Source organism: Thalassospira indica (assembly GCF_003403095.1).
Taxonomy (GTDB): Bacteria; Pseudomonadota; Alphaproteobacteria; order Rhodospirillales; family Thalassospiraceae; genus Thalassospira; species Thalassospira indica.
The window spans coordinates 226866-253633 of the sequence record NZ_CP031555.1; the positions used below are offsets into that span (position 1 = coordinate 226866).

Genomic DNA, 26768 nt, shown 5'->3' on the forward strand with positions numbered 1-26768 from the left:
TTCGCCTTTAGAGATTAAAAACACGCACAGGCCGAATTTCGCCACCAGTGATCTCAGCCAACGCAACAGCGCGGTCATGGAGCATGGCACAGACGATTTCGTCCTGCACGACGGGGTTTTCAAGGGCATTGCGCTTTGCCACCGGCAACAGCCCGACGGGCTGGCCAGAGGAAAGGCGTTGCGCCTCGACTTCGGTCAGGGCCAGCGCCGGGATGTCGTCCAGCGCGGTCTCAACCGGAAGCAGTTTCTTCATCACCTCGTCCGGGTCCATATCCAGCAGTTCCTGCAGGGGAATGGAGCTCCCTTCCGAAAACGGCCCCGCCGAAGTCCGGCGAAGCGCGGCGATATAGCCGACGGTGCCCAGGCGCAGCGAGATATCGCGCGCCAAAGATCGCATATACGCGCCCTTGCCTGACACAACGTCAAACACGGCGTGATCGCGATCTGGCATGTCGACCAGTCGAAGATCCTTGATCAGAATCGGACGCGGCTTAAGCACCACATCTTCATCGCGGCGCGCAAGATCATAGGCACGCTTGCCATTGACCTTGATCGCCGAAAACTTTGGCGGCACCTGCTGGATTTCACCTATGAATTCACCCAGCACAGCCTTGATTTCGTCTTCAGTCGGGCGATGGTCGGAGGTTTCAATAACCTCGCCTTCGGCATCGTCCGTACTGCGCGCTTCGCCGAATTTCAGCGTTACGCGATAACTTTTGCTGCCATCCATGACATAGGCAACCGTTTTGGTTGCTTCGCCAAAGGCAATTGGCAGTACGCCAGACGCCAGCGGGTCAAGCGTCCCGCCATGTCCGGCCTTGTTGGCATCAAGCAGACGGCGCACCTGATTGACCACGGTTGATGACGTGATCTCCAGGGGCTTGTCCACCGCCAGCCAGCCATTAATGCTTTTACCGCGACGGCGACGCGCCATCAGTCGTCCTCATCTTCCGGGTCGCCCGACCGGTCATCCACAAGATCCTGCGCAACATGCGGGTCGCGCAGCAGGGCACCGATATGGTCAGCGACATCAAAACTCTTGTCTTCGACAAATCGCAATGCAGGCACATATTTCATGTGAACCGTGTTGGCCACATGGTTGCGCAGATGACCTTTCTGACGCATCAACGCCTTCATCGACGTTTCTGCCTCTCCGCCGCCAAGCGGGGTGAAAGATACCATGGCATTGCGCATATCCGGTGAAAGATTGACACCCGTAATGGTTACCGGGCGCCGTGTCAGATCCGGATCGTAAATGTCTCCGCGCTCCAATGCCTGCGACAGCGCCTGACGGATTTCTTCCGCCACGCGGAGCTGTCGCTGACTTGGTGCTTTGGCTGGTTGCTTCGCCATTTCAGTTCCTCACCGTCTTACAGTTCGACGGCAATTTCCTCGTTCTCGAAGCACTCGATCACATCGCCCGACTGGATATCGTTATATTTGGCGAACGACATGCCGCATTCATAGCCCTCACGGACTTCCTTGACTTCGTCCTTGAAGCGACGGAGCGTCGAAAGTTCGCCAGAGTGAATGACAACGTTGTCGCGCAGCAGGCGGACGCCTGCGCCACGTTTGACGATACCCTCGGTGACCATGCAACCGGCGATCTTGTTGCCGGAAATCGTAAAGACGTCGCGGATTTCCGCATAGCCCAGGAACTTCTCGCGAACTTCCGGAGACAGCATGCCCGACAGCATCTTTTTGATGTCATCTGCAACATCGTAAATGATCGAATAGTAACGAATATCAACGTTGTCACGGCGCGACTGTTCACGGGCCTGCTGGTTTGCACGCACGTTAAAGCCGATGATCAGTGCATTGGATGCACGCGCCAGCGTGACGTCGGATTCGTTGATACCACCTACGCCGCTATGCAGAACGCGGACCGACACTTCCTCGTTACCAAGTTTCTGCAAGGTGCCGATAAGGGCTTCGACAGAACCCTGTACGTCACCCTTGATAACGATCGGCAGTTCTTTGAGGTCACCGCTCTGCGAGAACATGTTCTCAAGCGCGGATTTCTTCATTGCAGCGGCCTGGGTTTCACGAATACGGCGCTGACGGAAGTCAGAAACTTCACGCGCCTTGGCTTCGTTTTCAACAACCACAAAGTCATCACCGGCAGACGGTACACCGTTCAGACCGTTCACCTCGACCGGCATACCCGGAATGGCTTCTGCGACACGGTTGCCGTGATCATCGATCAGGGCACGGACACGACCCCATTCCGGACCCGTGACAAAGATGTCACCGGTACGCAGGGTGCCGCGCTGGACCAGAACGGTCGCAACCGGACCGCGGCCTTTTTCCATACGGGCTTCAACAACAACACCGTCGGCAACGCGTTCCGGGTTGGCTTTAAGGTCAAGGACCTCAGACTGCAGCAGAATGGCTTCTTCAAGTTCGGTCAGGCCGGTGCGCTGTTTGGCCGAGACCTCAACAGCTTGGACGTCACCACCCATTTCCTCGACCACAACTTCGTGCTGAAGAAGTTCGGTTTTCACCTTGCTCGGATTTGCACCCGGCTTGTCGACCTTGTTGATGGCAACAATCATCGGAACGCCAGCAGCTTTCGCGTGGCTGATTGCCTCGATGGTCTGCGGCATGACCGAATCATCGGCTGCAACAACCAGAACTACGATATCGGTAACTTTCGCACCGCGCGAACGCATTTCGGTAAATGCGGCGTGGCCCGGAGTATCAATGAAGGTGATCTTGGCACCGGTTGCCATGGTGACCTGATAAGCACCGATATGCTGGGTAATACCGCCAGCCTCGCCACCGGCAACATCGGTGGAGCGCAGGGCATCAAGCAACGAGGTTTTACCATGGTCAACGTGGCCCATGACGGTCACGACCGGCGGACGGCCAACGAGCTTCGCGTCATTGTCATCTACGCTGACCAGTGACTCTTCAACGTCGGCATCAGATACACGTTTGACGTTGTGACCGAATTCTTCGACCACGAGCTGTGCGGTATCCGGATCAAGCGACTGGTTAATCGTTGCCATGACGCCAAGACTCATCAGGGTCTTGATCACGTCTGCGGCACGTTCAGCCATACGGTTGGCCAGTTCCTGGACAGTAATAACGTCCGGGATTACCACATCACGCACGACTTTTTCCTTCGGTTTCTGCGGGCCCTGGGCACGCGCTTTGGCTTTGGCTTGCTGGCGTTTGATCGATGCCATGGAACGACGGCGACCACCTTCGTCACCGCTCATTGCATTATTGATCGAAAGTTTGCCACGACGACGGCCTTCGTCACCCTTGGTGCGCGCCGCACGGCCGGCTTCTTCTTCGGCACGTTTGCGGGCTGCCACGCGGGCATTTTCCTCGTCGATTTCCTTGCGGCTTTTGGATTTTCCATCTGCCGGGGCGGAACGACGACGTTCTTCGGGGACAAGCGGCTCTGCCGGTTCGCCTTGAATAACGGTTTCCTCGGCCTTCGGTTTGGCAGCCGGCTTCGGCTTGGAAGTTTTACCTTTTGCCGTCGAAGCGGCAAGGCGCTGTTCGACTTCTTCCACAGACGGAGACTCGTTTTCAGACGCAGCAGGCGCTTCTTCCTGTTTGGCTTCGGCAGCAGCCTTGGCTTCTTCTGCCTTGCGTGCTTCTTCCTCGGCCTTGCGCGCAGCTTCTTCGCGGGCGCGGATTTCCGCATCCGCCTCGTCCTGCTTGCGGCGCTCTTCAGCAGCCTTCAAAGCAGCCATACGGGCAGCGCGTTCGCTGTCGGTCAGATTGCCATGATCATCAACCGCCGGACGCGGTTTCGGCTCTTCAACCGGCTCTTTTTTTGCTTCCGGTGCCGGCTTTTCTGCTGCCGGGGACTGTTCTTCAACGAGATCCTTCTTCACTTCACGGAAGCGACCGGATTCGTTCTTTTCGAATGTACGCTTCTTGCGCACTTCGACGGTCACAGATTTTGACCGTCCATGCGAGAAGTTTTGACGAACCTGCCCTGCCTCGACCGTCTTGCTCAATTCAAGCTTCGATCTGTTGAGGCTCAGCGGTTTCTTCTCCTGATCGCGATCACTCATAATCCGTTCAACTTCCTCATTTCCTGCGGGATCGGGCACATACGCCGACCCTGTCCTGTCCGTCTGGCGCTCGTCTGATCTCAGACAGCGCGAAATCCTTCAAGCCGCTTGCACGAACGCCCCAACCGATTGGCAAGACCTCCTGGCGCAACGGCCACATGTACTGCTTTTTCGCGACCAAAGGCCGCGCCGATTTCAGCAGCATCCAGAACGGAATAAATCGGCAGATCCCGGGCCTTGGCCTCGATCTTTGATTTTCCGTCTGCGGCACCATCGCGTGCCGCCAATACTAAGGCTGCGCCCTCGGCAATCTGGGCACGGGCCTTTTCAAATCCTGCAACAGCCTGTCCTGCACGCCGCGCCAGCGACAACAGATCGATGCATTTGCGCGTCAGCAGCTCTTCGATCCGGTCTGCAAGTGCGGTGTCGACCACGACTTTTTGCCGGGCCGCCCGGGCAAAGGCGTTCTTTGCACAGGCGGTATTTACCACATCCCGCGACGGGCACAACCATAATCCCCGTCCCGGCAGCCGTTCCTCAAGGTCGGGAACAACCGAACCATCCGGCCCGATCACAACCCTGAGAAGATCTTCCTTGTGCCGGACTTCGCCGGTGACAATGCACCGGCGTTCCGGAACCTCGGCTACCTTGCCGCCTTTACGATGCGACATGGCATCCTCCGATCGACCTTAGGCCTCTTCGCTTTCCGCCGATTCTTCGGTCTCTTCTTCAAGACCTTCGAACCAGCCAAGCTTGCGACGGGCTTCCATGATCATGTCGTTGGCCTGATCCATGGTAATGGAATCGGCATCCCCGACATATTCGATCAGCTCGTCACTGGCGAGATCCGCGAAATCTTCAAGGTTTTTGACGTCGTTTTCACCAAGGCGAACAACAACAGCCAGCGACAGACCCGGGAATTCAACCAGATCATCGGCAACCTTAAGCTCTTCGCGACGTTTCTGAAGACGCTCGGCCTCTTCGGCAAGGAAGGTACGTGCGCGGTTGCGCAGCTCTTCGGCAATTTCTTCTTCGAAACCTTCGATCTCGGCCAGTTCTGCCAGCGGCACGTAACCGACTTCCTCGATCGAGGTGAAGCCTTCGGCGACGAGGAGATGGGCGATAACTTCGTCAACATCAAGCGCCTTGATGAACATTTCCGCACGCTTGCGTGCTTCTTCCTGACGACGTTCGCTTTCGTCTTCCTCGGTCAGAATATCGATATCCCAACCGGTCAGCTGGGATGCCAGACGCACATTCTGACCACGACGGCCAATGGCAAGGCTCAGCTGATCGTCCGGAACGACGACTTCGATACGGTTGGTTTCTTCATCAATCACAACCTTGGTGACTTCGGCCGGGGCCAAAGCATTCACAACAAAGGTCGCCGGGTCTTCCGACCACTGGATGATGTCGATTTTTTCGCCCTGAAGTTCGGCAACAACGGCCTGGACGCGCGAACCGCGCATACCAACGCAGGCGCCGACCGGGTCGATCGAGCTGTCCGAAGACAGAACTGAAATTTTCGCGCGCGAACCCGGGTCACGGGCAACCGATTTGATTTCGATGATGCCGTCGTAGATTTCCGGTACTTCCTGGGCAAACAGTTTTGCCATGAAGGTCGGGTGGGTACGTGACAGGAAGATCTGCGGACCACGCTGTTCACGACGGACATCAAGGATCAGGGCACGTACCCGGTCACCTTGACGAACCGTCTCACGCGGGATCAGTTCTTCACGGCGCAGGATGGCTTCGGCACGACCGATATCGACAAGAACGTTGCCAAACTCGACACGCTTGACGACGCCGTTGATAACTTCGTCGGCACGGTCCTTGTATTCCTCGTACTGGCGTTCGCGTTCTGCGTCGCGCACTTTCTGCACGATGACCTGTTTCGCGGTCTGGGCGGCAATACGACCAAAATCGATCGGCGGCAGCGGATCAATCAGGAATTCACCAAGATTGATGTTCTCGTCACGAATACGTGCCTGTTCGAGCGACATCTGGGTGAAATCGTTTTCGATTTCATCGGTGACTTCGATGTAACGAGCGAGTTTGATTTCACCGGTTTTGCGGTCGATATGTGCACGAATGTCATGCTCGTGACCATATCTGGAACGGCCGGCCTTCTGGATGGCCTGCTCCATAGCACCGAGAACCTCGTCACGATCAATGCCCTTTTCACGGGCAACGGCATCTGCGACCTGCAAAAGTTCCGGCCGCGGCATTCCCGAAGTTGCTTCCATATCCAACCTCTATTCTGCGTTATCGTCGTTCCGGCGGTCGCCGGTGACGTGCGCGATCAATTCATCTGTCAGGACCAATTTCGCTTTTGCGATATCGGCCAACGGCAACAAGACACGTTCGCCATCTACAATCAGGGCGACCGCATTATCTTCAATCCCATCCAGCACACCGCTGAAACGGCGACGACCATCCTTGGCCATCACCAGTTCGACCTTCGCCTCGAATCCCTTCCACACGTCAAAATGCGCGGCACGGGTCAGCGGGCGGTCGATACCCGGGGAACTGACTTCAAGGTGATAGGCACCTGAAATCGGGTCCTCGACATCCATCAGGGCAGAAACCGTACGGCTGATTTGGGCGCAATCTTCAACATTGATGCTGCCCTTCGCACCCGGGCGATCTGCCATGATCTGCAGGATGTTATGGTCCTGACCTGTCATCGAAACCCGAACCAGCTCAAAGCCCAGCGCGTTGATTGACGGCTCGATAATCTCAACGATTTTCGCCATCAACGGGTCTTTTAACTGTTGTCCAATCAGCTCAGCCATAAAGCGATGCCATACCCCAAAAAGCACAAAAGAGCGGGCGCAGGGCCCACTCTTTGTCAGAATTTACAAAAAGCTTGGCGGCCTTATACAGCCGGTTTACGCAAAAATCAAGTCAGGATACCGGCTGCCGATGCCATTCAACCTAAGGATTCCGCCCGTGACAGCAAACTGCGGACATGCATCATAGACGACATCAAAACACCCGCCCCCGATAGCCCGGCGGACACTGTGCGCTACCAACCCGGCAAACGCCTGCACAGCCTGACTTTTGTCTCGTTCGAGGACGTCGGACAAAACATGTTTGGGGCGCATAGATGCCTCATACACATCCAAACCGTCGGGACGAACATGCTTTGCCTATCTTCATGAAACAGTAAAGTCAGGGTGCCGTGATCAACCCGTCATGCCGGAATCGCAGCTCTGCCCTGAACCTGCCGACTCCCGTCAGACAGAATCCAAATCAGGCAAGAATCAGGACTGACGTGGCTTGCGGCGGAACCGGAGATAGTTGCATTTCTTGCCCTGACGCAGCGCCTTTTGCTCATAGCGGGTTTTGACCCAATCGCTTGGCGGCGTGCGCCAATCATCCGGGCCTTCGGCCAGCCATTCGAAATCCGGATGGTTATGCATGTGCTGCAACGTCCAGGAAATATACTGCATGTCGTCACTGGCAACCCGGAACTCGGCCCCGTCTTTCAGAAGACGGGCAAGCAGCGCCAGATTCTTGGGCCCGATAAAGCGGCGCTCGGCGTGGCGCTTCTTAGGCCAGGGATCGGGAAACAGCAAAAAGGCCCGATCAAAACAGGCATTAATCAGCTTATAAAGCAGCGGGCGCGAATCATCCGCCACCACGCGCACATTGGTCAGATTCCGCTCATCAAGATGGCGCAGCAGGCTGCCAACCCCGTCCATAAACGGCTCCGCACCGATAATCCCCACCGTCGGATTGGCCTCGGCCTGACCGGCCAGATGCTCCCCGCCGCCAAAACCGATTTCAAGCCACAGCTGTTCGGGCGTGCCATCGAAATAGCTGTTGGGATCGACCCCGGCTCCCTCCGGATAGGTAATCCCGATCTTTGGCAGCATGGCATCCACAAGAGCCTTGCGAGAATCCTTAAGCGGACGGCTGCCACGTCGGCCATAGAAATTCGGGCGATCAGGGGTCGGAAGCGGACGGTCTTTGTTGCGCATGGTCGTTTCTGTCGATCAGGGTCGGAATTTGTGGATCAGCGGGACTGAAAATCAAAACGGGCGGCCCGAAATGTCCGGGCCGCCCGCCTCTTATCACGTCATGCGATTTTGGCAAATCGCACTTTTTAACGCGCTTTGTGCCAATCAAGCACCAAATGCCGATTTCAGGTCGCTGACCAGATCGGTCCGCTCCCAGGAGAAGCCACCATCTTCGGTCGGCTGACGGCCAAAGTGACCATAAGCAGAAGACGGCGTGTAGATCGGACGGCACAGCGACAGATGTTCACGAATCCCACGCGGGCTGAGATCCATCAGCTGACGCAGAACGTCGCCAAGCTTCAGTTCGTCAACATTGCCGGTATCATGGTTGTTAACGTACAGTGCCAGCGGCTTGGAAACGCCAATCGCATAGGCGAGCTGAATGGTGCATTTCTCGGCCAGACCAGCCGCAACAACGTTTTTCGCAAGATAACGCGCAGCGTAAGCCGCCGAACGGTCAACCTTGGTCGGATCCTTGCCCGAGAACGCACCGCCACCATGCGGGGCCGCACCACCATAGGTATCAACGATGATCTTACGACCGGTAAGGCCGGCATCACCGTCAGGACCACCAATCACGAAACGACCTGTCGGGTTGATGTAGATTTCATCAGCCGGCGGCATCCAACCTTGCGGAAGGGCTGCTTCGATATAGGGCATAACCAGCTCATGAACATCGCGCTGCGAAAGGCCGTCGGCATGCTGGGTTGATACAACAACCGACGTTGCCGCAACCGGCTTGCCAGCAGCATAGCGCAGGGTTACCTGGCTTTTGGCATCCGGACCGAACTGCGGCACCTTGCCGGAGTGGCGGTCAGCGGCCATGGCGCGCAGGATACGATGCGAAAACTGGATCGGGGCCGGCATCAGTTCATCGGTTTCATTACAAGCGTAACCAAACATGATGCCCTGGTCACCAGCGCCAAGGTCTTTTTCACCAGCGGAGTCAACGCCCTGAGCAATATCAACAGACTGTTCATGCACGTGGCATTCGATCTCGGCCGTCTTCCAGTGGAAGCCATCCTGCTCGTAACCGATATCACGGATTGCCTGACGGGCCTTTTCGACCATGACCTCTTTGGTCACGCTTTCAGGGCCACGAACTTCGCCTGCCAGAACCACACGGTTGGTGGTGGCAAGAGTTTCGACGGCGACGCGCGAATCTTCATCCGCAGCAAGAAAAGCATCAACGATGGAATCGGAAATGCGGTCACAGACTTTGTCCGGATGACCTTCCGAGACGGATTCACTGGTAAATAGATAATCGGAAAGAGACATATAAGACCTTCTCCGGTAATGGGTTTCCAAAACTGGACCGGAGGGCTCCCGATACGAGGCCGTATCGATAGCGCCCACTTAGCCTTTTTTTATGTGGTGGCAAGCGGTCCAAATCCGTCCACAATGGTCAGTCCGGGTCGAACTGTTTCGTCGGTTGTGCCCGATCGCTATTTGAAGGTCAAGCATCATTGACGCAAAACCGTAATCCCGATGGCAGTGCATCAGGGGTGGTCGTGCTCAAAAGACAAAGACGTAATTCACGGTCTGTGAAATACGTCTTTTGCCCAAAACCATCGGTCAAACCGACTATTTCTGATCGGAATCAGTACCTTGCAATGCACCCATCGATTTGACGAGTTCAAAGATTTTCTTGCGCTGGTTCGGATCGGTAATCCGGTAGTAGGCACGCACCAGTTCAAGTGTCTCGCGACGGTTCATCGGATCGTTGTCAAACGGGTCCGGACTTTCCGACATTTCCCGACGTTCATGCACCGATTTCGACGAAATCTCGTCGGGCATGTCGTCAAAGAAGAATGATACAGGCACTTCAAGAACCCTCGACAAGTCATACAGACGCGATGCACCAACGCGGTTGGCACCACGCTCATACTTCTGTACTTGCTGGAATGTCAGGCCGATCGCTTCACCAAGCTTCTCCTGGCTCATGCCAAGAAGAGTCCTGCGCAAGCGAACACGCGCACCAACGTGAATATCGACAGGATTTGGAGCACCACTTGCGGTCCGGCCACGGCCCCGACCGCGTGTGTTCTTTACCATCTTAGTTTCATCCTTAGGCGACATTTTATGGCAGTTCCTTCTCTCACTCCGGCCTATCCGTCCTTGTTTTGAGGGACAATTTCTGGACGGTTTGGCAAAATTTTCAGCCGCCTAGAGGGATTTTGCGTTGCGTTTATATCCCATAGCGAGAACGGCAAAGAAGGTAACAATACCGTAAAATAGCAAGTCACGCCACAAATAATATACTGTTGTATGGTTTTTGTTACTCGAAAGGGGGTGCACCAAGATTCCCCTCTCCCCTAAACCCAACTCTGTGAGCTTGCGCCCGTAGGCATCAAAAGCAACCGATACCCCGGTATAGGCTGCCCTTACGAGGGGGCGCCCCTCCTCAATGGTACGAAAACGGGCTGCGGCCATATGTTGATATGGGCCTGCGCTGCGCCCAAACCACCCGTCATTGGTGACATTTAAGAGCCAGTCGGGTTGATGATCGTCGTCAATCACCGCTCCGGGGAAAATAACCTCATAACAAATCAGCGGCGAGAAACTCGGCATCCCGTTGACAGACAAGGTCTGCGGCCCCGGTCCGGCAGAGAAATCCGTCCGGCCCGCTGTCAGTTTCGGGAATGGCAGGATGGATCTGAACGGTACATATTCACCAAATGGCACCAGATGAAACTTGTCAAAGCTGGCGACAATATGACCGGTGGCATCGATTACCTGAATGGCGTTCCAGACCTTGTATTCATCCGTGTCACGTGGATAGGTCCTTGGTGCCCCGGTAATCAGGATGTCTTCAGGCCCCAACACACCGGCCATTTGCATGCGGGCCTCTGTCTGGGTCTCAACAAAAAAGGTCGCGGCCGTTTCCGGCCAGATCACGATGCGTTTTTGATCCGGACGCAGGGTTTCCGGTCGGCGCGACATATCAAGCAGCAGCGAGAAATGTTGGTTTTGCAGTTCGGGCAGCCATTTTTCCCGTTGGGGGATATTGGGCTGAACAATTTGCAAAATCGGCACATCGGCTGGCAACTCTGAAAGGGCAACTTCGGTCTCTGCGGGCCCAACCATCATCAGGCGCACCGCACCGCCACCCCAAAGGGCCACCGCAATCATGATCCCGCCAAGGGCTGCTATCTTGCCGGATTTTCCGGCAACAAAGGTCGCAGGCAAAGTTGCAAAAAGGGCCGTGACGAAAGAAAGGCCATAAACCCCGACAACCGAGGCAAACTGCATCGGTGCCGCATCAATGGCCCAAACATGGCCCAAAAGGTTCCATGGAAAACCGGTCAGGATATGACCACGCAGATATTCCACCACCACCCAGAAAACGGCCAGCAACACGGCACGCCGGATCAGGCCATTGCCCAAACGCCAGCTCGCCCAAACGGCAAGCATCGGAAAAATCGCTAATCCGCCGCCAAGCCCCAAAAGGGCAAACGGAATCATCCAGCCATAGATTTCGGGCTGCACCAGAAAGGCATGACTGACCCAGTAAAAGCCTGCAGCAAAATGGCCGGTGCCAAACCACCAGCCAGCAGAAAGCGCCCCCTTGTTGCAGCGGACACCCTCAAGGCTCCAGAGCAAAACCGCAAAGCAGATTGGTAAAACAGGGATGATAAAGAAAGGCGGCAGCGCCAAAACCGCCACCGCGCCGGACAACAACCACACAAAACGCCTGCGCCAGCCTGAAAGACCGGCAAGTCGGCGCGCCATGGCCTCAATCATCCGCTTTTTCCTGCTTTTCGAAGGCAGCGGCAGGATCCCCATCCTCCCGGCGTATCATATGAATACGCAGGCGACGGATACGCCTTGGATCTGCATCAAGGACTTCGAACTGAATACCGCTTGGATGTTCAATCAATTCCCCACGCGCCGGAACGCGCCCCGCCAACGAGAAGACAAGCCCGCCAAGCGTGTCGATGTCTTCGTCTTCATCCTCGTCAAGCAGTCCAAAGGACAGCTTTTCTTCAAGGTCTTCAACCTCGAACCGGGCATCAGCGATATAGCAACCATCCGAAAGGCGGATAAGTTTCGGTGTCTGGTCGATATCGTGCTCGTCATCAATCTCGCCGACAATTTCTTCCACCAGATCCTCAATGGTGATCAAACCATCAATCCCGCCAAATTCATCAACGACAAGCGCCATGTGCGTGCGCGACAGCCGCATTTCCGACAGAAGATCAAGAACCCGAATGGCCGGCGACACGAACAAAACCCGACGCAGCAGTGACTGCAGGCTGAATTCCCGACCGGCAGCAACACAGCCCAGCACATCCTTGATGTGAACCATGCCGGCAATGTCATCAAGGGTATCGCCATACACCGGAAGCCGTGAATGGGCCTTCTTGACCATCACTTCGACCAGTTCTTCAAGTGCGATGGTCTTGGGAACCGCCACAATATCGGCGCGCGGAATCATGACGTCTTCTGCCGTCATGTCGCGAAGTGCAATGATGTTTTCAAACAGGGAACGTTCGTGCAGCGAGACCGGCTCTTCATCCTGTTCGGTCCGCTCGGCGAGTTCTTCAAGCGTATCGCTGAGCGAAGCTTCGCCGTTGCGGGATTTGCCACGCTTGAACCCCAAGGCCGAGGCCACGTTATCCCATAAGGAGCCGTTTTCAGCGTCCTGAATTGTATCCTCGCCAGTGCGAGGGCGCATACTCTCGTGGTCGTCGTCGCGTTGACTAGAGTCGTTCATGGGTCGGGTTCGACATCCTTTAATTCAAACAAACCGTTATCTAGTTAGGCTCATCTTCAATCGGTGCATAGGGATCATCAATCCCAAGTCCGGCAAGAATTTGACGTTCAAGCTCTTCCATCTCCTCGGCTTCATCATCAACCATATGATCGTAGCCGACAAGATGCAGCGTGCCATGAACTGCAAGATGAACAAGATGATTTTTCAGTGGCTTTTGCTGTTCGATGGCTTCACGTGCGCATGTTTCACGCGCAATCACGATATCACCCAGCATAAGCGGCATATCAGGCGCCATCATAAACGCATCAGTATCCTCGGCACTTTCAAGGGCGGCAAAGGACAACACATTGGTCGGTTTGTCCTTGTCGCGATAATCACGATTGAGGATCTGAACCGATGCATCATCTGACAAACGCACCCCGATCTCGATCACCGGGGCAACCGATAGAAGCGATGCACCATCGCCTTCATCTTCGGTCCCGTCGGTCGGCACCGCGTTGTCATCCCAAAGGGCACCGTCGCCAAGCGCACCATCCAGGGCCGCGATCACGGCGGCTTCGATGGCCGCGATCTCGTCCTGATGCCAGTCGCCCGCTTCGACCTCAAGGTCCAGTTCAAGCGGTGCCGTCATCACCCGCATCCTTGGCAGCGCTGTCCTTGTCCCCGCGATAGCCCTTTTTCAGGCGATCACGCAGGGCATCCGCCGCGTCATAGGCCTGGACAATCTTGGTCACAAGGTGATGGCGCACCACGTCACGCTGATCGAACTTGATCGTGGCAACACCTTTGACATCACCAATGGTTTCAAGTGCATCGCGCAAACCTGATTTCGTGCCATCGGGCAAATCGATCTGGGTCATGTCGCCGGTCACCACCATGCGCGATCCTTCGCCCAGACGGGTCAGGAACATTTTCATCTGCATCGGCGTGGTGTTTTGCGCCTCGTCCAGAATGACAAAGGCGTGCGAAAGGGTACGACCACGCATGAAGGCCAGCGGGGCAACTTCGATCTCGCCACTTTCCATGCGTTTGATCACCACATCCCCCGGAAGCGTGTCATGCAGCGCGTCATAAAGCGGGCGCAGATACGGATCGACCTTGTCTTTCAGATCACCCGGCAAGAAGCCAAGGCGTTCACCGGCTTCGACCGCCGGTCGCGACAGAATAATACGATCCACCTGACCCAGAATAAACGCCTGCACCGCCATCGCGACCGCCAGATAGGTCTTACCAGTACCGGCCGGGCCGATGCCAAAGATCAGCTCGTTATCAAGGATCGCCTCGACATAGTCCTTCTGGCGTTTGGAGCGCGGCGAAATACGACGTTTTTTGGTCTGGATCGTCAAACGTGATGCACCAAACATATCCTTGGTTTGGCCGCTCCAGGGATCGGTGTCGTCCGGTTCGGAAAGACGCACAGCACCTTCCACCGTTTCGACATCGATATGATCTATTTCCTTGTCACGCAGACGCGCATAAAGTTGCGCAAGAACCTTTTTGGCCTGTGCAACCTTGGCCGGATCACCGGCCAGCATCACCACAAGCCCGCGGCTTGAAACCTGTACACCGGTCCGTTCAGACAAACGCGTCAGATTTTCGGCCTGCGGGCCGTACAACACTTGCGCAATCGCGTTGTCCTGAAACTCGATCTGATCGGAATCCTTTGGGGCGTGTTTGGTTTTGGTGTTGGTCTTGCTTTTCGTAGGGGTGCCGCTCACGCAACGTTCCTTTCAGATTTCTGGTCGTTTCGGGTGGCGTCGACCAGTTCGCCGCCAAGGGAATTAGGCAGCGCTTCGGTGATTTTCAAGCGAACGATCTGTCCTAGGGCTGATTCAGGCAAACCGCTGACATGAACCGGCTGCATATAGGGGCTTTTGCCCACCAACTGGCCTTCATACTTACCCCGGCGTTCCAGAAGGACATCCATCTCCTTGCCAACACTGTTCTGGTTGAACACCAACTGCTGTTCCGCCAGTAGCGCCTGCAGGCGCATGATGCGTTCGGTTTTGACTTTTTCAGGCACCTGCAGCTCCATCGCCGACGCCGGGGTACCCGGGCGCGGGCTGTATTTGAAACTAAACGCCTGAATGAAAGTGATGTCGCGCACGATTTCCATCGTGTCTTCGAAATCCTTGTCGGATTCACCAGGGAAGCCAACGATAAAGTCCGAAGACAGTGCAAGGTCAGGGCAGACATCTTTCAGCCGCTTGGCGATATCACGATAATCCGCGTTGGTGTGTTTGCGGTTCATCGCCTGCAAAACACGGTCGCCACCGGCCTGAACCGGCAAATGCAGGAACGGCATCAGCTTTTTAAGATCGCGATGCGCCGAAATCAGATCCTCATCGACATCGCGCGGGTGCGAGGTGGTGTAACGAATGCGATCAAGCCCGTCGATTTCAGCCAGTTCACGCAACAACCGGCCCAGCGTCCATTCGCCGCCATTCGGTGCCTCGCCGTGATAGGCATTCACGTTCTGCCCCAACAGGGTCAGTTCACGCGTGCCATGGGCGACAAGCTGCTTGGCTTCGCGGATGACATCGGCACCGGGACGCGAATATTCCGCACCGCGGGTATAAGGCACAACACAGAACGTGCAGAACTTGTCACAGCCTTCCTGAATGGCCAGAAACGCTGAATAGCCCTGTTTTGAAACCTGCTCTGGCAGATGATCAAACTTTTCTTCGGCTGGGAAGTCGGTATCGACGATGCGATTACGACCAACCGCGCGATTGGCACGGGCAACCATTTCCGGCAGGCGATGATAGGTCTGCGGACCAAACACCATATCGACCATCGGTTCGCGCTTCATCAATTCGGCCCCTTCGGCCTGCGCGACGCATCCGGCAACGGCGACAATCATCTTGTCGCCGCCATTGGCTTCCTTGGCTTCCTTGTGCTTGCGCACGCGGCCCAGATCGGAAAATACCTTTTCGGCGGCCTTTTCGCGGATATGGCAGGTATTGAGGATGACCATATCGGCCCCCTCGGCACTGTCGACCGGCTGGTAACCCAGCGGCGCCAGAACATCCTGCATGCGCTGGCTGTCATAGACATTCATCTGACAGCCATATGTTTTTACAAAAAGTTTCTTCGGTTCAGTCACGCCAGATCCGTTTCGCTCTCTCAAAACGCCGAAAAGCGGTGTGATCACTCACACCGCGCCTGAGTTCCGAACAATCGGTGATCGGAACTCCTCGGACATCTCGTTATCTGAAATCCCGGTCAGGTGAAACCGAATTTCACATCAACCGGGGCATTATACGGCAAAACGGTCAGGAGCCGAACTGTCGATCCGGACCAAACAGTCGAAAATCTTCCGAAATGATCGCAAGCGGCGAAAACCCAATCAGCTCGCCCGAAAGATCGCTGTCAATCAACTGAACCGGCACACCCTGATGCAGGCCACGCAAAGCTGCCTGATGTCCCTGGGCAACGCGGGCTTCACACATCCGGGCAAGTTCCTTGCGTGATCCGGCCGCATCTGCCAGCGTCACGGGTGAATGGACGACAATCTCGACCGTCACCTTGCCAAGCGCGAGAAACTGCCACAAATGCGGTGCCAAGTCCATATCCCCGTACCAGGAATAAAATGCCCGCAAATCGCGACCAATCGGCGCGCCGTCAAGACGGGTGGCGGCAATCGAAATCGGCTGGAATTTGACCGGCGATCCATCCGGCATAACCCGCTCTGCCGCGGCAAACAGGGTCGACTTAAACGGCAACACCCGGTTACCATCGTTGCTTGTCCCTTCCGGGAACAGGATCAGTTTGTCACCATTTCCCAAACGCTGGCTCAGTTGATCGTTCTGTTCACGGGATCGGGTTGCACGGCGTTCGATAAAGGTGGTGCGTGAAAGTTTGGCGAGCAAACCAAACACCGGCCAGTCGGCGACTTCGGTCTTGGCGATAAAGCTGCCACGGGTCAAAGCACCCAGCACCGGGATATCAAGATAGGATGCGTGATTGGCAACGATAACGCCCGGCCCGTCCATCATATCAACGCCCGAAACCCGAACTTCGATATGCAGGATGCGAAGGCAAAGTGCGTGATAGAACCGCGGCAATTCTTCAGCCAGCTTCAAGCGTGCTGCAATGGCAACGATCTGCACCGGCAAAAAAACCAGTGTCAGAAGCACATAGGCCATCAGGCGGATGGCAGCGCACCCATAGCAGTTCACGATACCCTCGCGGTACGTTCGTAATGCTTGTAATAGCGATCAGTTACCTTTTCGGTCGGCAACACGATGCAAATGTCGGTGGTGTTGAACTGATGGTCGACCACCGCCCCGTCACCGACAAAACCACCCAGACGCAGATAGCCCTTGATCAGTGGCGGCAAATCACGAAGTGCTTGGCGCTGATCAATGCCATCGATCTCGGCACGCATCATTGGCTCGTAACGATCAGCAATCGCACGCGGACGCATGTCTTCGGGGGCAAGGTGATTGTGATGCAGATAGGTCAGGACATCCTTGAAGGCATCCGGATCGGTGCCATGGAAGGACGCGCAGCCAAACATCAGTTTGATGTCGTATTTGAAAACATAGGCCGCGATCCCCTGCCACAGAAGCTGCAAGGTCGGCATGGTGCGGTATTCGGCTTCGACACAGGAACGACCCAGTTCCATGATCTCGCCGGTATCTTTCACCGCATTAAGCATGCTTTCTATATGGTATTCATCAGCACTGTAAAAGCCGCCATGCTCGTTGGCTACTGACTGGCGCAGTAGGCGATAGGTACCAACAACCGCATCGGCACCGGCACCGCGATTGTGATCGAGAACAAGCAGATGATCGCAGAGCGGATCATAGTGATCGAAGTCGCGCTTTTCGGCTGCCATTTCCTCGGTCGGTTTGGCGCCGCGTTCTTCATAGAACACTTTGTAGCGAAGCTTCTGGCTGGCGAGAATTTCGTTTTCATTCTCGGCAAGGCGAACCTCAAGCCGCTGAAGCTGTTTTTCGTCACGCATGACAACACCCTTTCGTTCAACTGCACGGATTTTGCGCAAGAACGGCGTGAAGAGCGAGTGAAGGCTTTGTGAAGAACAGGTAACAAAATTATGAAGGCCACTTGCCTGTTTCAGCAAGTGGCCTTAAAAAGTGTAAGTTCAGTGCGCGATTGAACGACGGAATTACTTGCCGTCTTTCAAAGGAACACCGTAAAGCTCAAGACGATGCCCCACCAGACGGAAGCCCAGTTCCTTGGCGATCTCTTCCTGAAGCTTTTCGATTTTGTCGTTCGAAAACTCGATCACTTCGCCCGAACGCATGTCGATCAGGTGATCGTGATGTTCTTCGGTCAGTTCCTCGTAACGCGCACGGCCATCGCCGAAATCATGTTTTTCAAGGATGTCCGCCTCTTCGAACAGGCGCACGGTACGATATACGGTCGCAATCGAAATCTTCGGATCAATGTCGGTCGCCCGACGATAAACCAGTTCAACGTCCGGGTGGTCTTCGGACTCAGAGAGCACACGGGCAATCACCCGGCGTTGGCCCGTCATTTTCAGGCCCGCGTCGATGCATTTCTGCTCGATAGTTGATTCTGCAAGCATTGTCTTGTTTCTCGTTTCCGTTTCCGGTTCCACCTGTCCCCAGCCGAGACGTGTCTCTGGCGTCGATCTCTTGTGGCTCAATATTGAAAAATCCGCCACATATCGCAAGGTTGAATTCGCGATAAATTCCGCTTCCTGTAGATCGCCGGTACTAACACCCTGCAATCACAATCATATCGGCATTCTTCTGGCCACTTGCTACCTGCGATGAAGGGCGCTACTTCAAAGTTACGCATCAAGGCAGGAGACCAACATGGCCACCGTAACCCCCGACCATAAAATAGACATCACAAACGACGTCTGCCCGATGACATTTGTGCGCACCCGCCTCAAACTTGAAACCATGACACCGGGTCAGGTTCTGGAGGTTACCCTTGGCGCTGGTGAACCGTTAAACAACGTTCCGCGCTCGGTAACCGAGATGGGCGACGAAGTCGTCGAACTGGCCGAAATCACTGATACACCGGGAACCTACCGACTCATAATCCGCAAGGGATCATAAAACCGCCAGTTCCGATGCAGGCTTACACTACAACAGGTTGGCGCTCAAAACCACACTCATTATGTGGGTATAATCGATTAAAATTGTTCCAGATTACCTAACACCCTATTGGCAAACAAAAATTCCTGCCATAGATCGAAAAGGTCAACGGCGTCGAAAAAATTATCTAGATCAGTCGTTCGAGGACCAAGGCATCAACTTTTCGGCCATCGGGCCGGGCATAGTAGCCCTTGCGACGCCCGATTTCGGCAAAGCCGTTCTGACGATAAAGCGCAATCGCGCCATCATTATCGACTGCGACTTCCAGCAAGATGCGGTTAACACCCGCCGCCACGAGGCGACCCTTGACCGCATCAAGCAATGCGCGTCCAACCCCCATGCGCCGGGCGTCCGGGGCAACCGTGATGGTATTGATTTCCGCCTCATCGAGCACAGTCTGCATCAGAACAAAGCCAAGTGGCTGGTCTTTCGCATTTTTGGCCTGATCGCCGGGTCGATAAGCCAGAATGCCAAACGCACCGGGCACATCAAGCAACCGGATAATCGCATCCTCATCCCAGGCATCATCAAACCCCTCGGCATGAAGCGCACTTGCCACCGTCGCAAAGGCCGCCGTCAAAGGCACCAGCACAATCTGCGAGGCATCATAACCAGAACTGCCATCGTTGGAATTGGCCGGGCTCATTTCTTTTTCTGCGGTCCCTGATCTTCGATGCGTCTTGCATCTGGCGCGCGCAGGTAAAGCGGCACCGGCGCCAGGTTTTCTCCGGTTTCCCAACGTGCGGCCGCGATCCTTGCCACATTGCCCGCCCGCGGAAGGCCGGGTGCGGTGCAATCATAAAAGGCGTCCGGCGCATGGGCGGCTGCGGTCAGAAGGCGCGGGGTCGCATCCCCGGCAAGCAAGGTATCACCGGGTGGCGCCATCATCAGGGCCTGACGCGGGGCGACACATTCGGCATTGCTAAGCGGGCGTTTTTTGCCATCAAAGGCCTGGGCAAAGATCTCGTTTCGTTTGCTATCAAGCGCGACCAGGATGTTGCGGCCCTGATGATCGCGCTCCGTCACGCCATAGGCGACCGCTTCAAGCGAACTGACGCCGACCACCGGGATCTTGCGCGCCAGACCAAGCGCACGCGCCGTCGAAAGGCCAATACGCATGCCGGTAAACGCCCCCGGACCAACCGTCACCGCAATCCCGTCAAGATCGACAAGGTCGACTTTCGCGGTCTCAAGCGTCTTGGCAATGAAACCCATCAGGTGCTCTGCCTGACCGCGTTCCATATCTTCATAAAGTTCGCCTTTGACCTCGCCATTTATCAAGACGGCCGTCGACAGCGACGTTGATGCCGTATCAATCGCCAAAATTGTCGGACCGGACTTTTCCGCCTTTGTCTTTGCAGCGTCTGATGCGCTATGGTCGGCGCGATCTGATATGCGCGACTGTCCAGTCAGCATCTTCTTTATGTAATCGGTGAACGACAAGAACAGGGAGCCTCCGGCGATGGCGCTGGTCGAAATTACGCCTTACGAATATGATGTCGAAATTGATATCGTCTATGCCACGGATCGCAATTTCACCGGGGCACCGATTTATACACGACCTGCCTGCTATCTTCACGCGGATGCCGCTACCTGTCTGAAAAAGGCCGCCGCCATGGCGCGTCGTCAGGGGGTGAAATTACGCATTCTTGATGCGTTTCGTCCTCAGGAAGCCCAACGGGCCCTTTGGAACCATTCGCCCAACCCCGATTTCGTCGCCAATCCGGATTTCGGATCGCCACATGGTCGTGGTGTGGCCATTGATCTAACGCTGATTGATCAAAACGGCAAGGAACTGGATATGGGGGCAGGGTTTGATGAAATGCATATCCGGTCCTATCACGGCTCTGATTTGATCTCCAAAGAGGCCGAAGCCAACCGCTTCCTGCTGCTTGGCATTATGGTCAGCGCCGGGTTCGAATATTACGATCATGAATGGTGGCACTATCAGTTGCCAAACGCACGGGCGCGCTATCCGCTGTTTTCCGACAGTTCGCTGCCCGAACCAATGATGGTCAAATAAACAAAATGGCGGTGCATTGCGGCACCGCCATTTTTCAATTCCAAGGCCCGCAAACGATCAAACTCAGCCGTGCAAAAGCGCCTTGCCGTTTTCCACATCAAACAGCGACATCCGCGCGCCATCAATCACGACCCCGATATCTGATCCCGACTTGAAGGCCTGTTCCGGGCCGCTTCGGGCAGTCATTTCCGCACCGGCGACCGCCAGGCGCACATATTGATCGGGGCCGGTCGGCTCCGCCAGCACGACGCGCGCCGAAATTCCGGCATCATCAAACATCAAATGTTCCGGACGTGCGCCCAGCGTCATCGAACGCCCGACCAGATCGCTGGCCTCGGCGGGAACATCAACCAGCGGCAATTTCCCGTTACCGGTATCGAAAAAGACCTGATCACCATCGCGAACAAGGGTGCCATCGACGAAATTCATCGTCGGCGCCCCGACGAAGCTTGCGACAAACCGGTTTGCCGGCCGACGATATACATTTTCCGGGGTGTCGGCCTGCTGGATGCTGCCGCGATCAAGCACGACAACCTTGGTTGCCAGTGTCATTGCTTCGATCTGATCATGGGTGACATAGACAATCGTACGGCCAAGACGTTCATGCAAACGCTTGAGCTCGATCCGCATATCCGCGCGCAGCTTGGCATCAAGGTTCGACAATGGCTCATCAAACAGAAAGACCGCGGGTTCGCGCACCAGCGCCCGGCCAATGGCAACACGTTGCTGCTGCCCCCCCGAAAGCTGCGATGGCTTGCGATCCAGAAGCGGCGTGATCTGCAAAAGTTCGGCGACTTCGTTCACCCGTTCTTCGATTTCGGGCTTGGGCATGCCCGCCATCTTAAGGCCAAAGCCAATATTCTTGCGCACCGACATGGTTGGATAGAGGGCGTAGGATTGAAACACCATCGCGATATCGCGCTCATCCGGCTCAAGTGCTGTTACATCTCGCCCGTTAATATCAATCGCGCCCCCCGTCACTGGTTCCAGCCCGGCAATCATGTTCAGCAATGTTGATTTGCCGCACCCCGATGGCCCCAATAGCACCAGAAAATCCCCGTCGGCGATTTCCAGATTGATGTTTTCCATCACCGTGATCCCGGCATAGGCCTTGGTCACATTGCGCAGTTCGACGCCATTCATTCCCGTTATCCTTTCACTGCACCTGCGGCAATGCCGCGCACAAACAGCCGCCCAGAAAGCAGATAAACCGCCAGTGTGGGCAAGGCCGTCAGCATGGTTGCAGCCATATCAACATTGTATTCCTTCTCGCCGAACTGGGATCCGACAAGGTTGTTCAGTGCCACCGTCATCGGCTGGCCAGATCGCCCGCCAAATGTCAGCCCCAACAGGAAGTCGTTCCAGATGTAGGTGAACTGCAAAATCATCGCGACACCGAGGATCGGCAGCGACAATGGCAACATCACATGCCAGAACAATCGCCAGAACCCGGCCCCGTCAATGCGGGCTGCCTTCAAAAGATCCTGCGGAACGGTTTTGAAAAAGTTTCTGAACATCATCGTGGTAAACGCAACACCCCAAATGACATGCACCAGAATAAGACCCGGAATGGATCCGAAAATCCCCAATTCGCGGATCATGATGATTAGGGGATAAAGCGTTACTTGCGGGGGAATGAACATGCCCACCAGAAGGGCTGCAAACATCACATTCGCCCCCTTCATCTTCCACACTGCCAGCGAATAGCCCGTCACCGCCCCAAGCCCGACCGACAGGAACAAGGCCGGGATGACGATCTGTACCGAGGTCATGAACGAAGATGACAACCCGCCGCATTTTTCGCCAAGTGTCTGCGTGCAGTCACCAAACCAGGCTTTGCTCCAGGCGGCAAAGCTTGGGTCGGCTGGCAGAGTGAAGATGCTGCCATTCCTGATTTCATCCATTGATTTCAGCGATGTCGAAATCATGATGAAAACAGGGGCCATGATCATAATGGCCGCCAGGCAAAGCAATCCATAAAGGGCCCAACGATTATATCGCATGATCAATGCCCCCGCCCGCCGCGCTCTTTTTTGAGCTCGAAATAGATATAAGGGGAAATCACGGCAATCACGGTGCACAGCAGGACAAACGCACCGGCCGCCCCCAGACCAAGTTCCTGACGGTTCAGGATATGATCGACAACAAACCGTGCCGGCAGATCCGATGAGAAGCCCGGTCCACCACCGGTAAGGGCGACCACCAGATCAAACGCCTTCATCACAATCGCGCTCATCAGAATAAAGACCGTGAAGAAAACCGTGCGCATCATCGGGGTGATGATGTGCAGGTAAACCCGCCATACCGGGATGCCATCGACGCGCGATGCTTTCCAGATATTGGGATCAATGTTGCGAAGACCGGCCAGAAACAGCGCCATGCACAGCCCGACCTGCTGCCAGATTCCGGCAATCGCCAGCGTATAAATCGACCTGTCGGGGCGCACGATCCAGTTGAATTCAAACCCGGTCCAACCAAGGGCACGCACGGCCTCTTGCAGGCCAAGCCCCGGATTCATCACCCATTGCCAAATCACACCGGTGACAATGAACGACATCGAAAGCGGCAACATGAAGAGCGTTCGAAACATCCCCTCTGCCTTGACACCGCGATCAATCAGAATCGCCAGAAAATAGCCAAAAACAACGCAGCCACCGATAAACAGGAACCCATGAATGGCCAGGTTCTGCATTGCCGTCCACCAGCGCTCGTTGGCGAACAGCCGGACATACTGCTCAAAGCCGGTGAATTTATAGACAGGCAAAAGCCGTGAACGGGTCAGTGAAATGACGAAAGTCCAGATGATGAACCCGTAAAAGCAGACAATCGTGATTGTCATCGCCGGGAAAAGCGCCATCCCCGCACTCCATTGCGGCCGCCAACGCTTTTTTCCAGACTTGAGTGTGAATTTTCGATCTTCGGAACGCTGCAACACGTCCGGTGCCGGTTCGGCCATGACATTCTCGCCTATTTATGGAGGCGCCGCTGCACCCACATCCATGGTTTCAGCGGCGCTTTTCCGCAATATCCAGAATTTCGCAAAATCGTTATTTTGCGTAGGAAATCGCTTGCTGGAATTGTGCCTGACCCTCTTCGGGGCTCATATCTGCACTGTTCCAGAAATTGGAGATGGTGTCATCAATCGCACCCGAAACCGCACTTGGCACACCAAACAAACCGGTGCTGACAAGGTGGGTTTTCTTGTCCTGAAGGGTTTTGATGGCGGTTTGGGCACAGACATCAAAGCTGTCAGCAGGCACATCAAGACGGGCCGGGATCGATCCCTTTTTCTTGTTAAAGGCAATCTGCACGTCCGGCTCAAGCATCACCTGCGCCATCAAGGTCTGTGCAGGCGTTGCGTCTTCACCATCCATGGCGGAGAAGGCAAAGGCATCCACAGTCATGATATAGGCCGTGTCAATCGCCGGGGCGAAGGCACATCCGACTGTCGTGCCGGGCTCAATCCCGGCTGCGATGATTTCACCCTTGGCCCAGTCACCCATGAACTGGAAGGCGGCCTCGCCCTTGGCGACCATGTTGGTTGCTTCGTTCCAGTTACGTCCCGGACTTGCTTCGTCGACAAACGGCTTGAGCGCAGCAAAGGTTTCAAACACCTTGCGCATGGTATCGGATTTCAGAAGGTCATCATCAAGCGTGCTGTAAAGCTCGGCATAAAACTCACGACCGGCAACACCCAAAAGGACGCTGTTGAACATGATGCGCTCCTGCCAGGGCTGGCCACCCAAGCCAATCGGCGTAACGCCAGCGGCCTTGAGCTTTTCTGCCGCAGCAATGAAATCATCCCAGGTTTTCGGAACCTCGATCCCGGCCTCTTCAAGAACCGACGTGTTATAGAACATCCAGTTTTCACCATGGATGTTGATCGGTGCGGCAATGTAGTTGCCATCATATTTCGCAGCTTTGACGATCAGCGGCGGCAGCTTTTCATCCCAGTTTTCTGCCGTGGCAACGTCACCGACATTGGCCAGAAGCCCCTGATCAGCCAATTCACGCAATTGCTGACCAATGGAAAACTGAAATACGGCGGCCGGGTCACCACCCAGCATACGGTTCACGGCCGCTGCACGCGCATTGCCGCCACCGGCAATCGGGGTATCAACCCAGGTGCCGCCTTTGGCCTCGAACGCCTTGCGGATTTCGCCAAGGGCCGCCTGTTCACTTCCCGAAGTCCACCAGTGCAGGACTTCGGCAGTCTGGGCATGAAGTGCACCGGCAGATACACCGACGCTCAGAAATGCCACGCTTGCGGCAATCTTTGAAAATTTCATCATAACGGATGTTCCTCCCTAATGGACACGATCACGCCCGGCTTCTTGTTAAGTGATATGACCGGAAAATCGTAACGTTACGATTTTTTTGATAAGCGCTTTATTCACCCTTGTCAATCACGAAAACCTTACCATAATAGGCCAAGATGAAAGTACGGAAGCTTTTTTGCTGTGCTTTTCGAAACGTTACGATTTTGGATGCGTTCAATAAAAGACATCCAAAGCTAGGGCAAGGAAGCGAACATGACCAAATCATTTCCTGACGGTTTCCGCTGGGGGGTCTCGACATCAAGTTATCAGATTGAAGGCGGCGCAAAAGATGACGGACGCGGTGCCAGCATCTGGGACACATATTGCGCAACGCCGGGCCGCGTTGCCAATGGCGATGATGGCAGTGTCGCGTGCGACCATTACCATCGCTGGGCCGAAGACCTTGATCTGATCAAAGGATTGGGCGCAACCCATTACCGGTTTTCGATAATGTGGCCACGCGTGATGCCCGAGGGCACCGGCAAGGTGAACGAAACCGGCATTGATTTTTACAGCCGCCTGATTGACGGCATGCTTGAACGCGGGCTGGATCCGTGGCTGTGCCTTTATCACTGGGATCTGCCACAGGCGCTTCAGGATCGTGGTGGCTGGACCAACCGTGACATTGTTGACTGGTTTGGCGACTATACGGAACTTCTGGTCACCCGACTTGGTGACCGGGTGAAATCATGGGTCACCTTCAATGAGCCGAATGTCGTTGCCTGGGTCGGCCATGAAGAAGGCCGCCACGCACCGGGAATTACCGATCCGCGTGCGGCAATGCGCGTTGCCCACCACCTGAACCTGTGTCACGCACGCGCAACCCGGGTGATCAAGAACCATTATCCCGATGTGCCGGTCGGTTTCGTGTTGCCGATGCACAAGGGCTATACGCTGCCGCACCGTCGTGAACAGGATGCGCATCTGATTGATCTGTTCGAAGCCAAATGGAACGGCGTCTTTTTGGACCCTGTTTATTATGGCCGCTATCCGGAACTGATTATCGACCGGATCGAGCCCCATATTCAGGATGGCGACCTTGAAGCCATCAAGACCAAGGTCGATTTCCAGGGGCTAAACCAGTATTTCCCAAGCTACATTCAGGCCGCCGAAGGCGCTGCATGGCCGTTCAAACATGCCCAGCCGCCAAACTATTTCCGCCGCACGGAAATGGGCTGGGCGATTGACGGGGATTGCTTCTATCAGACCATGAAAATCCTTCAGGATGATTATGGTAACCCGCCTGTTTTCATTACCGAAAACGGTGGTGCCTTTACCGATATCCCGAAGGCAAACGGCCAGATTGATGATCAGGACCGCATTGCCTATTACACCGAATATCTCGAAGCCCTGCTTCGCGCGAAGTCCGAGGGTGCCGATATCCGGGGCTACATGCCCTGGTCGCTTCTGGATAATTTCGAGTGGGCATATGGCTATGAAAAGCGTTTCGGGCTGGTGCATGTTGATTACACCACCCAGAAACGCACCCCCAAGGCATCCTATGATTTCATGCGCAAGGTGATTTCACAGAACGCATTGCCTTAGGCCA

26 protein-coding genes are annotated in these 26768 nt (G+C 55.3%); 3 read left to right on the forward strand and 23 right to left on the reverse strand.

Going from position 1 to position 26768, the window contains the following annotated elements; translation table 11 throughout:
- Positions 1–7: 7 nt before the first annotated feature.
- The 17 genes from truB to DY252_RS01125 all read right to left on the reverse strand — a co-directional run bounded on the left by truB (position 8) and on the right by DY252_RS01125 (position 18336).
- Complete coding sequence (truB, locus tag DY252_RS01045; RefSeq protein WP_064787990.1) at positions 8–934, reverse strand: tRNA pseudouridine(55) synthase TruB; 927 nt, start codon at positions 932–934, stop codon at positions 8–10.
- On the reverse strand, positions 934–1353 hold the full coding sequence (gene rbfA, locus DY252_RS01050) for a 30S ribosome-binding factor RbfA (RefSeq protein WP_064787989.1): 420 nt from the start codon (positions 1351–1353) through the stop codon (positions 934–936). Before rbfA ends, truB begins: the two co-directional genes overlap by 1 nt.
- Positions 1354–1370: 17 nt before the next feature.
- Complete coding sequence (infB, locus tag DY252_RS01055; protein WP_064787988.1) at positions 1371–4037, reverse strand: translation initiation factor IF-2; 2667 nt, start codon at positions 4035–4037, stop codon at positions 1371–1373.
- Positions 4038–4117: 80 nt separating this feature from the next.
- On the reverse strand, positions 4118–4708 hold the full coding sequence (locus tag DY252_RS01060) for an RNA-binding protein (protein ID WP_008888871.1): 591 nt from the start codon (positions 4706–4708) through the stop codon (positions 4118–4120).
- Between the two features lie 18 nt (positions 4709–4726).
- The gene (gene nusA / locus DY252_RS01065; protein ID WP_063086093.1) at positions 4727–6283 is read right to left on the reverse strand and encodes a transcription termination factor NusA; all 1557 of its coding nucleotides are present in this window, start codon (positions 6281–6283) and stop codon (positions 4727–4729) included.
- A 9-nt stretch (positions 6284–6292) separates the two neighbouring features.
- Positions 6293–6793: a ribosome maturation factor RimP gene (rimP, locus tag DY252_RS01070; RefSeq protein ID WP_008888869.1), complete on the reverse strand. Its 501-nt coding sequence runs from the start codon at positions 6791–6793 to the stop codon at positions 6293–6295.
- Between the two features lie 510 nt (positions 6794–7303).
- The gene (trmB, locus tag DY252_RS01075) at positions 7304–8023 is read right to left on the reverse strand and encodes a tRNA (guanine(46)-N(7))-methyltransferase TrmB (protein ID WP_064787986.1); all 720 of its coding nucleotides are present in this window, start codon (positions 8021–8023) and stop codon (positions 7304–7306) included.
- A 144-nt stretch (positions 8024–8167) separates the two neighbouring features.
- Positions 8168–9340, reverse strand: coding sequence for a methionine adenosyltransferase (gene metK, locus DY252_RS01080; RefSeq protein WP_064787985.1), 1173 nt, complete (start codon positions 9338–9340; stop codon positions 8168–8170).
- A gap of 306 nt (positions 9341–9646) precedes the next feature.
- Positions 9647–10117 carry a helix-turn-helix domain-containing protein gene (locus tag DY252_RS01085; RefSeq protein ID WP_008888859.1) on the reverse strand — a complete coding sequence of 157 codons (471 nt, stop codon included), beginning with the start codon at positions 10115–10117 and terminating at the stop codon, positions 9647–9649.
- A gap of 111 nt (positions 10118–10228) precedes the next feature.
- A complete protein-coding gene (gene lnt / locus DY252_RS01090) occupies positions 10229–11806 on the reverse strand; it encodes an apolipoprotein N-acyltransferase (RefSeq protein ID WP_064787984.1) in 1578 nt (525 codons plus the stop codon).
- A complete protein-coding gene (locus DY252_RS01095) occupies positions 11799–12740 on the reverse strand; it encodes a hemolysin family protein (protein ID WP_064787983.1) in 942 nt (313 codons plus the stop codon). Before DY252_RS01095 ends, lnt begins: the two co-directional genes overlap by 8 nt.
- A gap of 79 nt (positions 12741–12819) precedes the next feature.
- Positions 12820–13410, reverse strand: coding sequence for an rRNA maturation RNase YbeY (gene ybeY, locus DY252_RS01100; RefSeq protein ID WP_064788306.1), 591 nt, complete (start codon positions 13408–13410; stop codon positions 12820–12822).
- Positions 13394–14497 (reverse strand): PhoH family protein, encoded by a 1104-nt coding sequence (locus tag DY252_RS01105; RefSeq protein ID WP_082923375.1) that lies wholly within the window; start codon positions 14495–14497, stop codon positions 13394–13396. The genes ybeY and DY252_RS01105 overlap by 17 nt, the downstream gene beginning before the upstream one ends.
- Positions 14494–15885 (reverse strand): tRNA (N6-isopentenyl adenosine(37)-C2)-methylthiotransferase MiaB, encoded by a 1392-nt coding sequence (gene miaB / locus DY252_RS01110; RefSeq protein WP_082923374.1) that lies wholly within the window; start codon positions 15883–15885, stop codon positions 14494–14496. Before miaB ends, DY252_RS01105 begins: the two co-directional genes overlap by 4 nt.
- A gap of 169 nt (positions 15886–16054) precedes the next feature.
- A complete protein-coding gene (locus tag DY252_RS01115) occupies positions 16055–16960 on the reverse strand; it encodes a lysophospholipid acyltransferase family protein (RefSeq protein WP_064787982.1) in 906 nt (301 codons plus the stop codon).
- On the reverse strand, positions 16957–17751 hold the full coding sequence (gene olsB, locus DY252_RS01120) for a l-ornithine N(alpha)-acyltransferase (RefSeq protein WP_040822534.1): 795 nt from the start codon (positions 17749–17751) through the stop codon (positions 16957–16959). Before olsB ends, DY252_RS01115 begins: the two co-directional genes overlap by 4 nt.
- A 162-nt stretch (positions 17752–17913) precedes the next feature.
- Complete coding sequence (locus tag DY252_RS01125; RefSeq protein WP_008888851.1) at positions 17914–18336, reverse strand: Fur family transcriptional regulator; 423 nt, start codon at positions 18334–18336, stop codon at positions 17914–17916.
- A 253-nt stretch (positions 18337–18589) separates the two neighbouring features.
- Between DY252_RS01125 and DY252_RS01130 the strand changes: the two genes are divergently transcribed.
- The gene (locus tag DY252_RS01130; RefSeq protein WP_064787981.1) at positions 18590–18838 is read left to right on the forward strand and encodes a sulfurtransferase TusA family protein; all 249 of its coding nucleotides are present in this window, start codon (positions 18590–18592) and stop codon (positions 18836–18838) included.
- Between the two features lie 166 nt (positions 18839–19004).
- Here the strand turns inward: DY252_RS01130 and rimI are convergent, their stop codons facing one another.
- Both rimI and tsaB read right to left on the reverse strand, forming a co-directional pair.
- A complete protein-coding gene (gene rimI / locus DY252_RS01135; RefSeq protein WP_064787980.1) occupies positions 19005–19523 on the reverse strand; it encodes a ribosomal protein S18-alanine N-acetyltransferase in 519 nt (172 codons plus the stop codon).
- Positions 19520–20320: a tRNA (adenosine(37)-N6)-threonylcarbamoyltransferase complex dimerization subunit type 1 TsaB gene (tsaB, locus tag DY252_RS01140; RefSeq protein ID WP_082923373.1), complete on the reverse strand. Its 801-nt coding sequence runs from the start codon at positions 20318–20320 to the stop codon at positions 19520–19522. The genes rimI and tsaB overlap by 4 nt, the downstream gene beginning before the upstream one ends.
- 19 nt (positions 20321–20339) lie before the next feature.
- Between tsaB and ddpX the strand changes: the two genes are divergently transcribed.
- Entirely contained in the window at positions 20340–20900 is a 561-nt protein-coding gene (gene ddpX, locus DY252_RS01145) for a D-alanyl-D-alanine dipeptidase (protein WP_064787979.1), read from the forward strand.
- A 63-nt stretch (positions 20901–20963) separates the two neighbouring features.
- Here the strand turns inward: ddpX and DY252_RS01150 are convergent, their stop codons facing one another.
- The 4 genes from DY252_RS01150 to DY252_RS01165 all read right to left on the reverse strand — a co-directional run bounded on the left by DY252_RS01150 (position 20964) and on the right by DY252_RS01165 (position 25192).
- Entirely contained in the window at positions 20964–22043 is a 1080-nt protein-coding gene (locus tag DY252_RS01150; RefSeq protein ID WP_064787978.1) for an ABC transporter ATP-binding protein, read from the reverse strand.
- A gap of 5 nt (positions 22044–22048) precedes the next feature.
- On the reverse strand, positions 22049–22903 hold the full coding sequence (locus DY252_RS01155; RefSeq protein ID WP_063086125.1) for a carbohydrate ABC transporter permease: 855 nt from the start codon (positions 22901–22903) through the stop codon (positions 22049–22051).
- A 2-nt stretch (positions 22904–22905) separates the two neighbouring features.
- Complete coding sequence (locus DY252_RS01160) at positions 22906–23856, reverse strand: carbohydrate ABC transporter permease (protein ID WP_082923372.1); 951 nt, start codon at positions 23854–23856, stop codon at positions 22906–22908.
- Between the two features lie 91 nt (positions 23857–23947).
- A complete protein-coding gene (locus DY252_RS01165; protein WP_064787977.1) occupies positions 23948–25192 on the reverse strand; it encodes an ABC transporter substrate-binding protein in 1245 nt (414 codons plus the stop codon).
- Between the two features lie 240 nt (positions 25193–25432).
- Between DY252_RS01165 and DY252_RS01170 the strand changes: the two genes are divergently transcribed.
- Complete coding sequence (locus DY252_RS01170; protein WP_064787976.1) at positions 25433–26764, forward strand: GH1 family beta-glucosidase; 1332 nt, start codon at positions 25433–25435, stop codon at positions 26762–26764.
- Positions 26765–26768 lie beyond the last annotated feature (4 nt).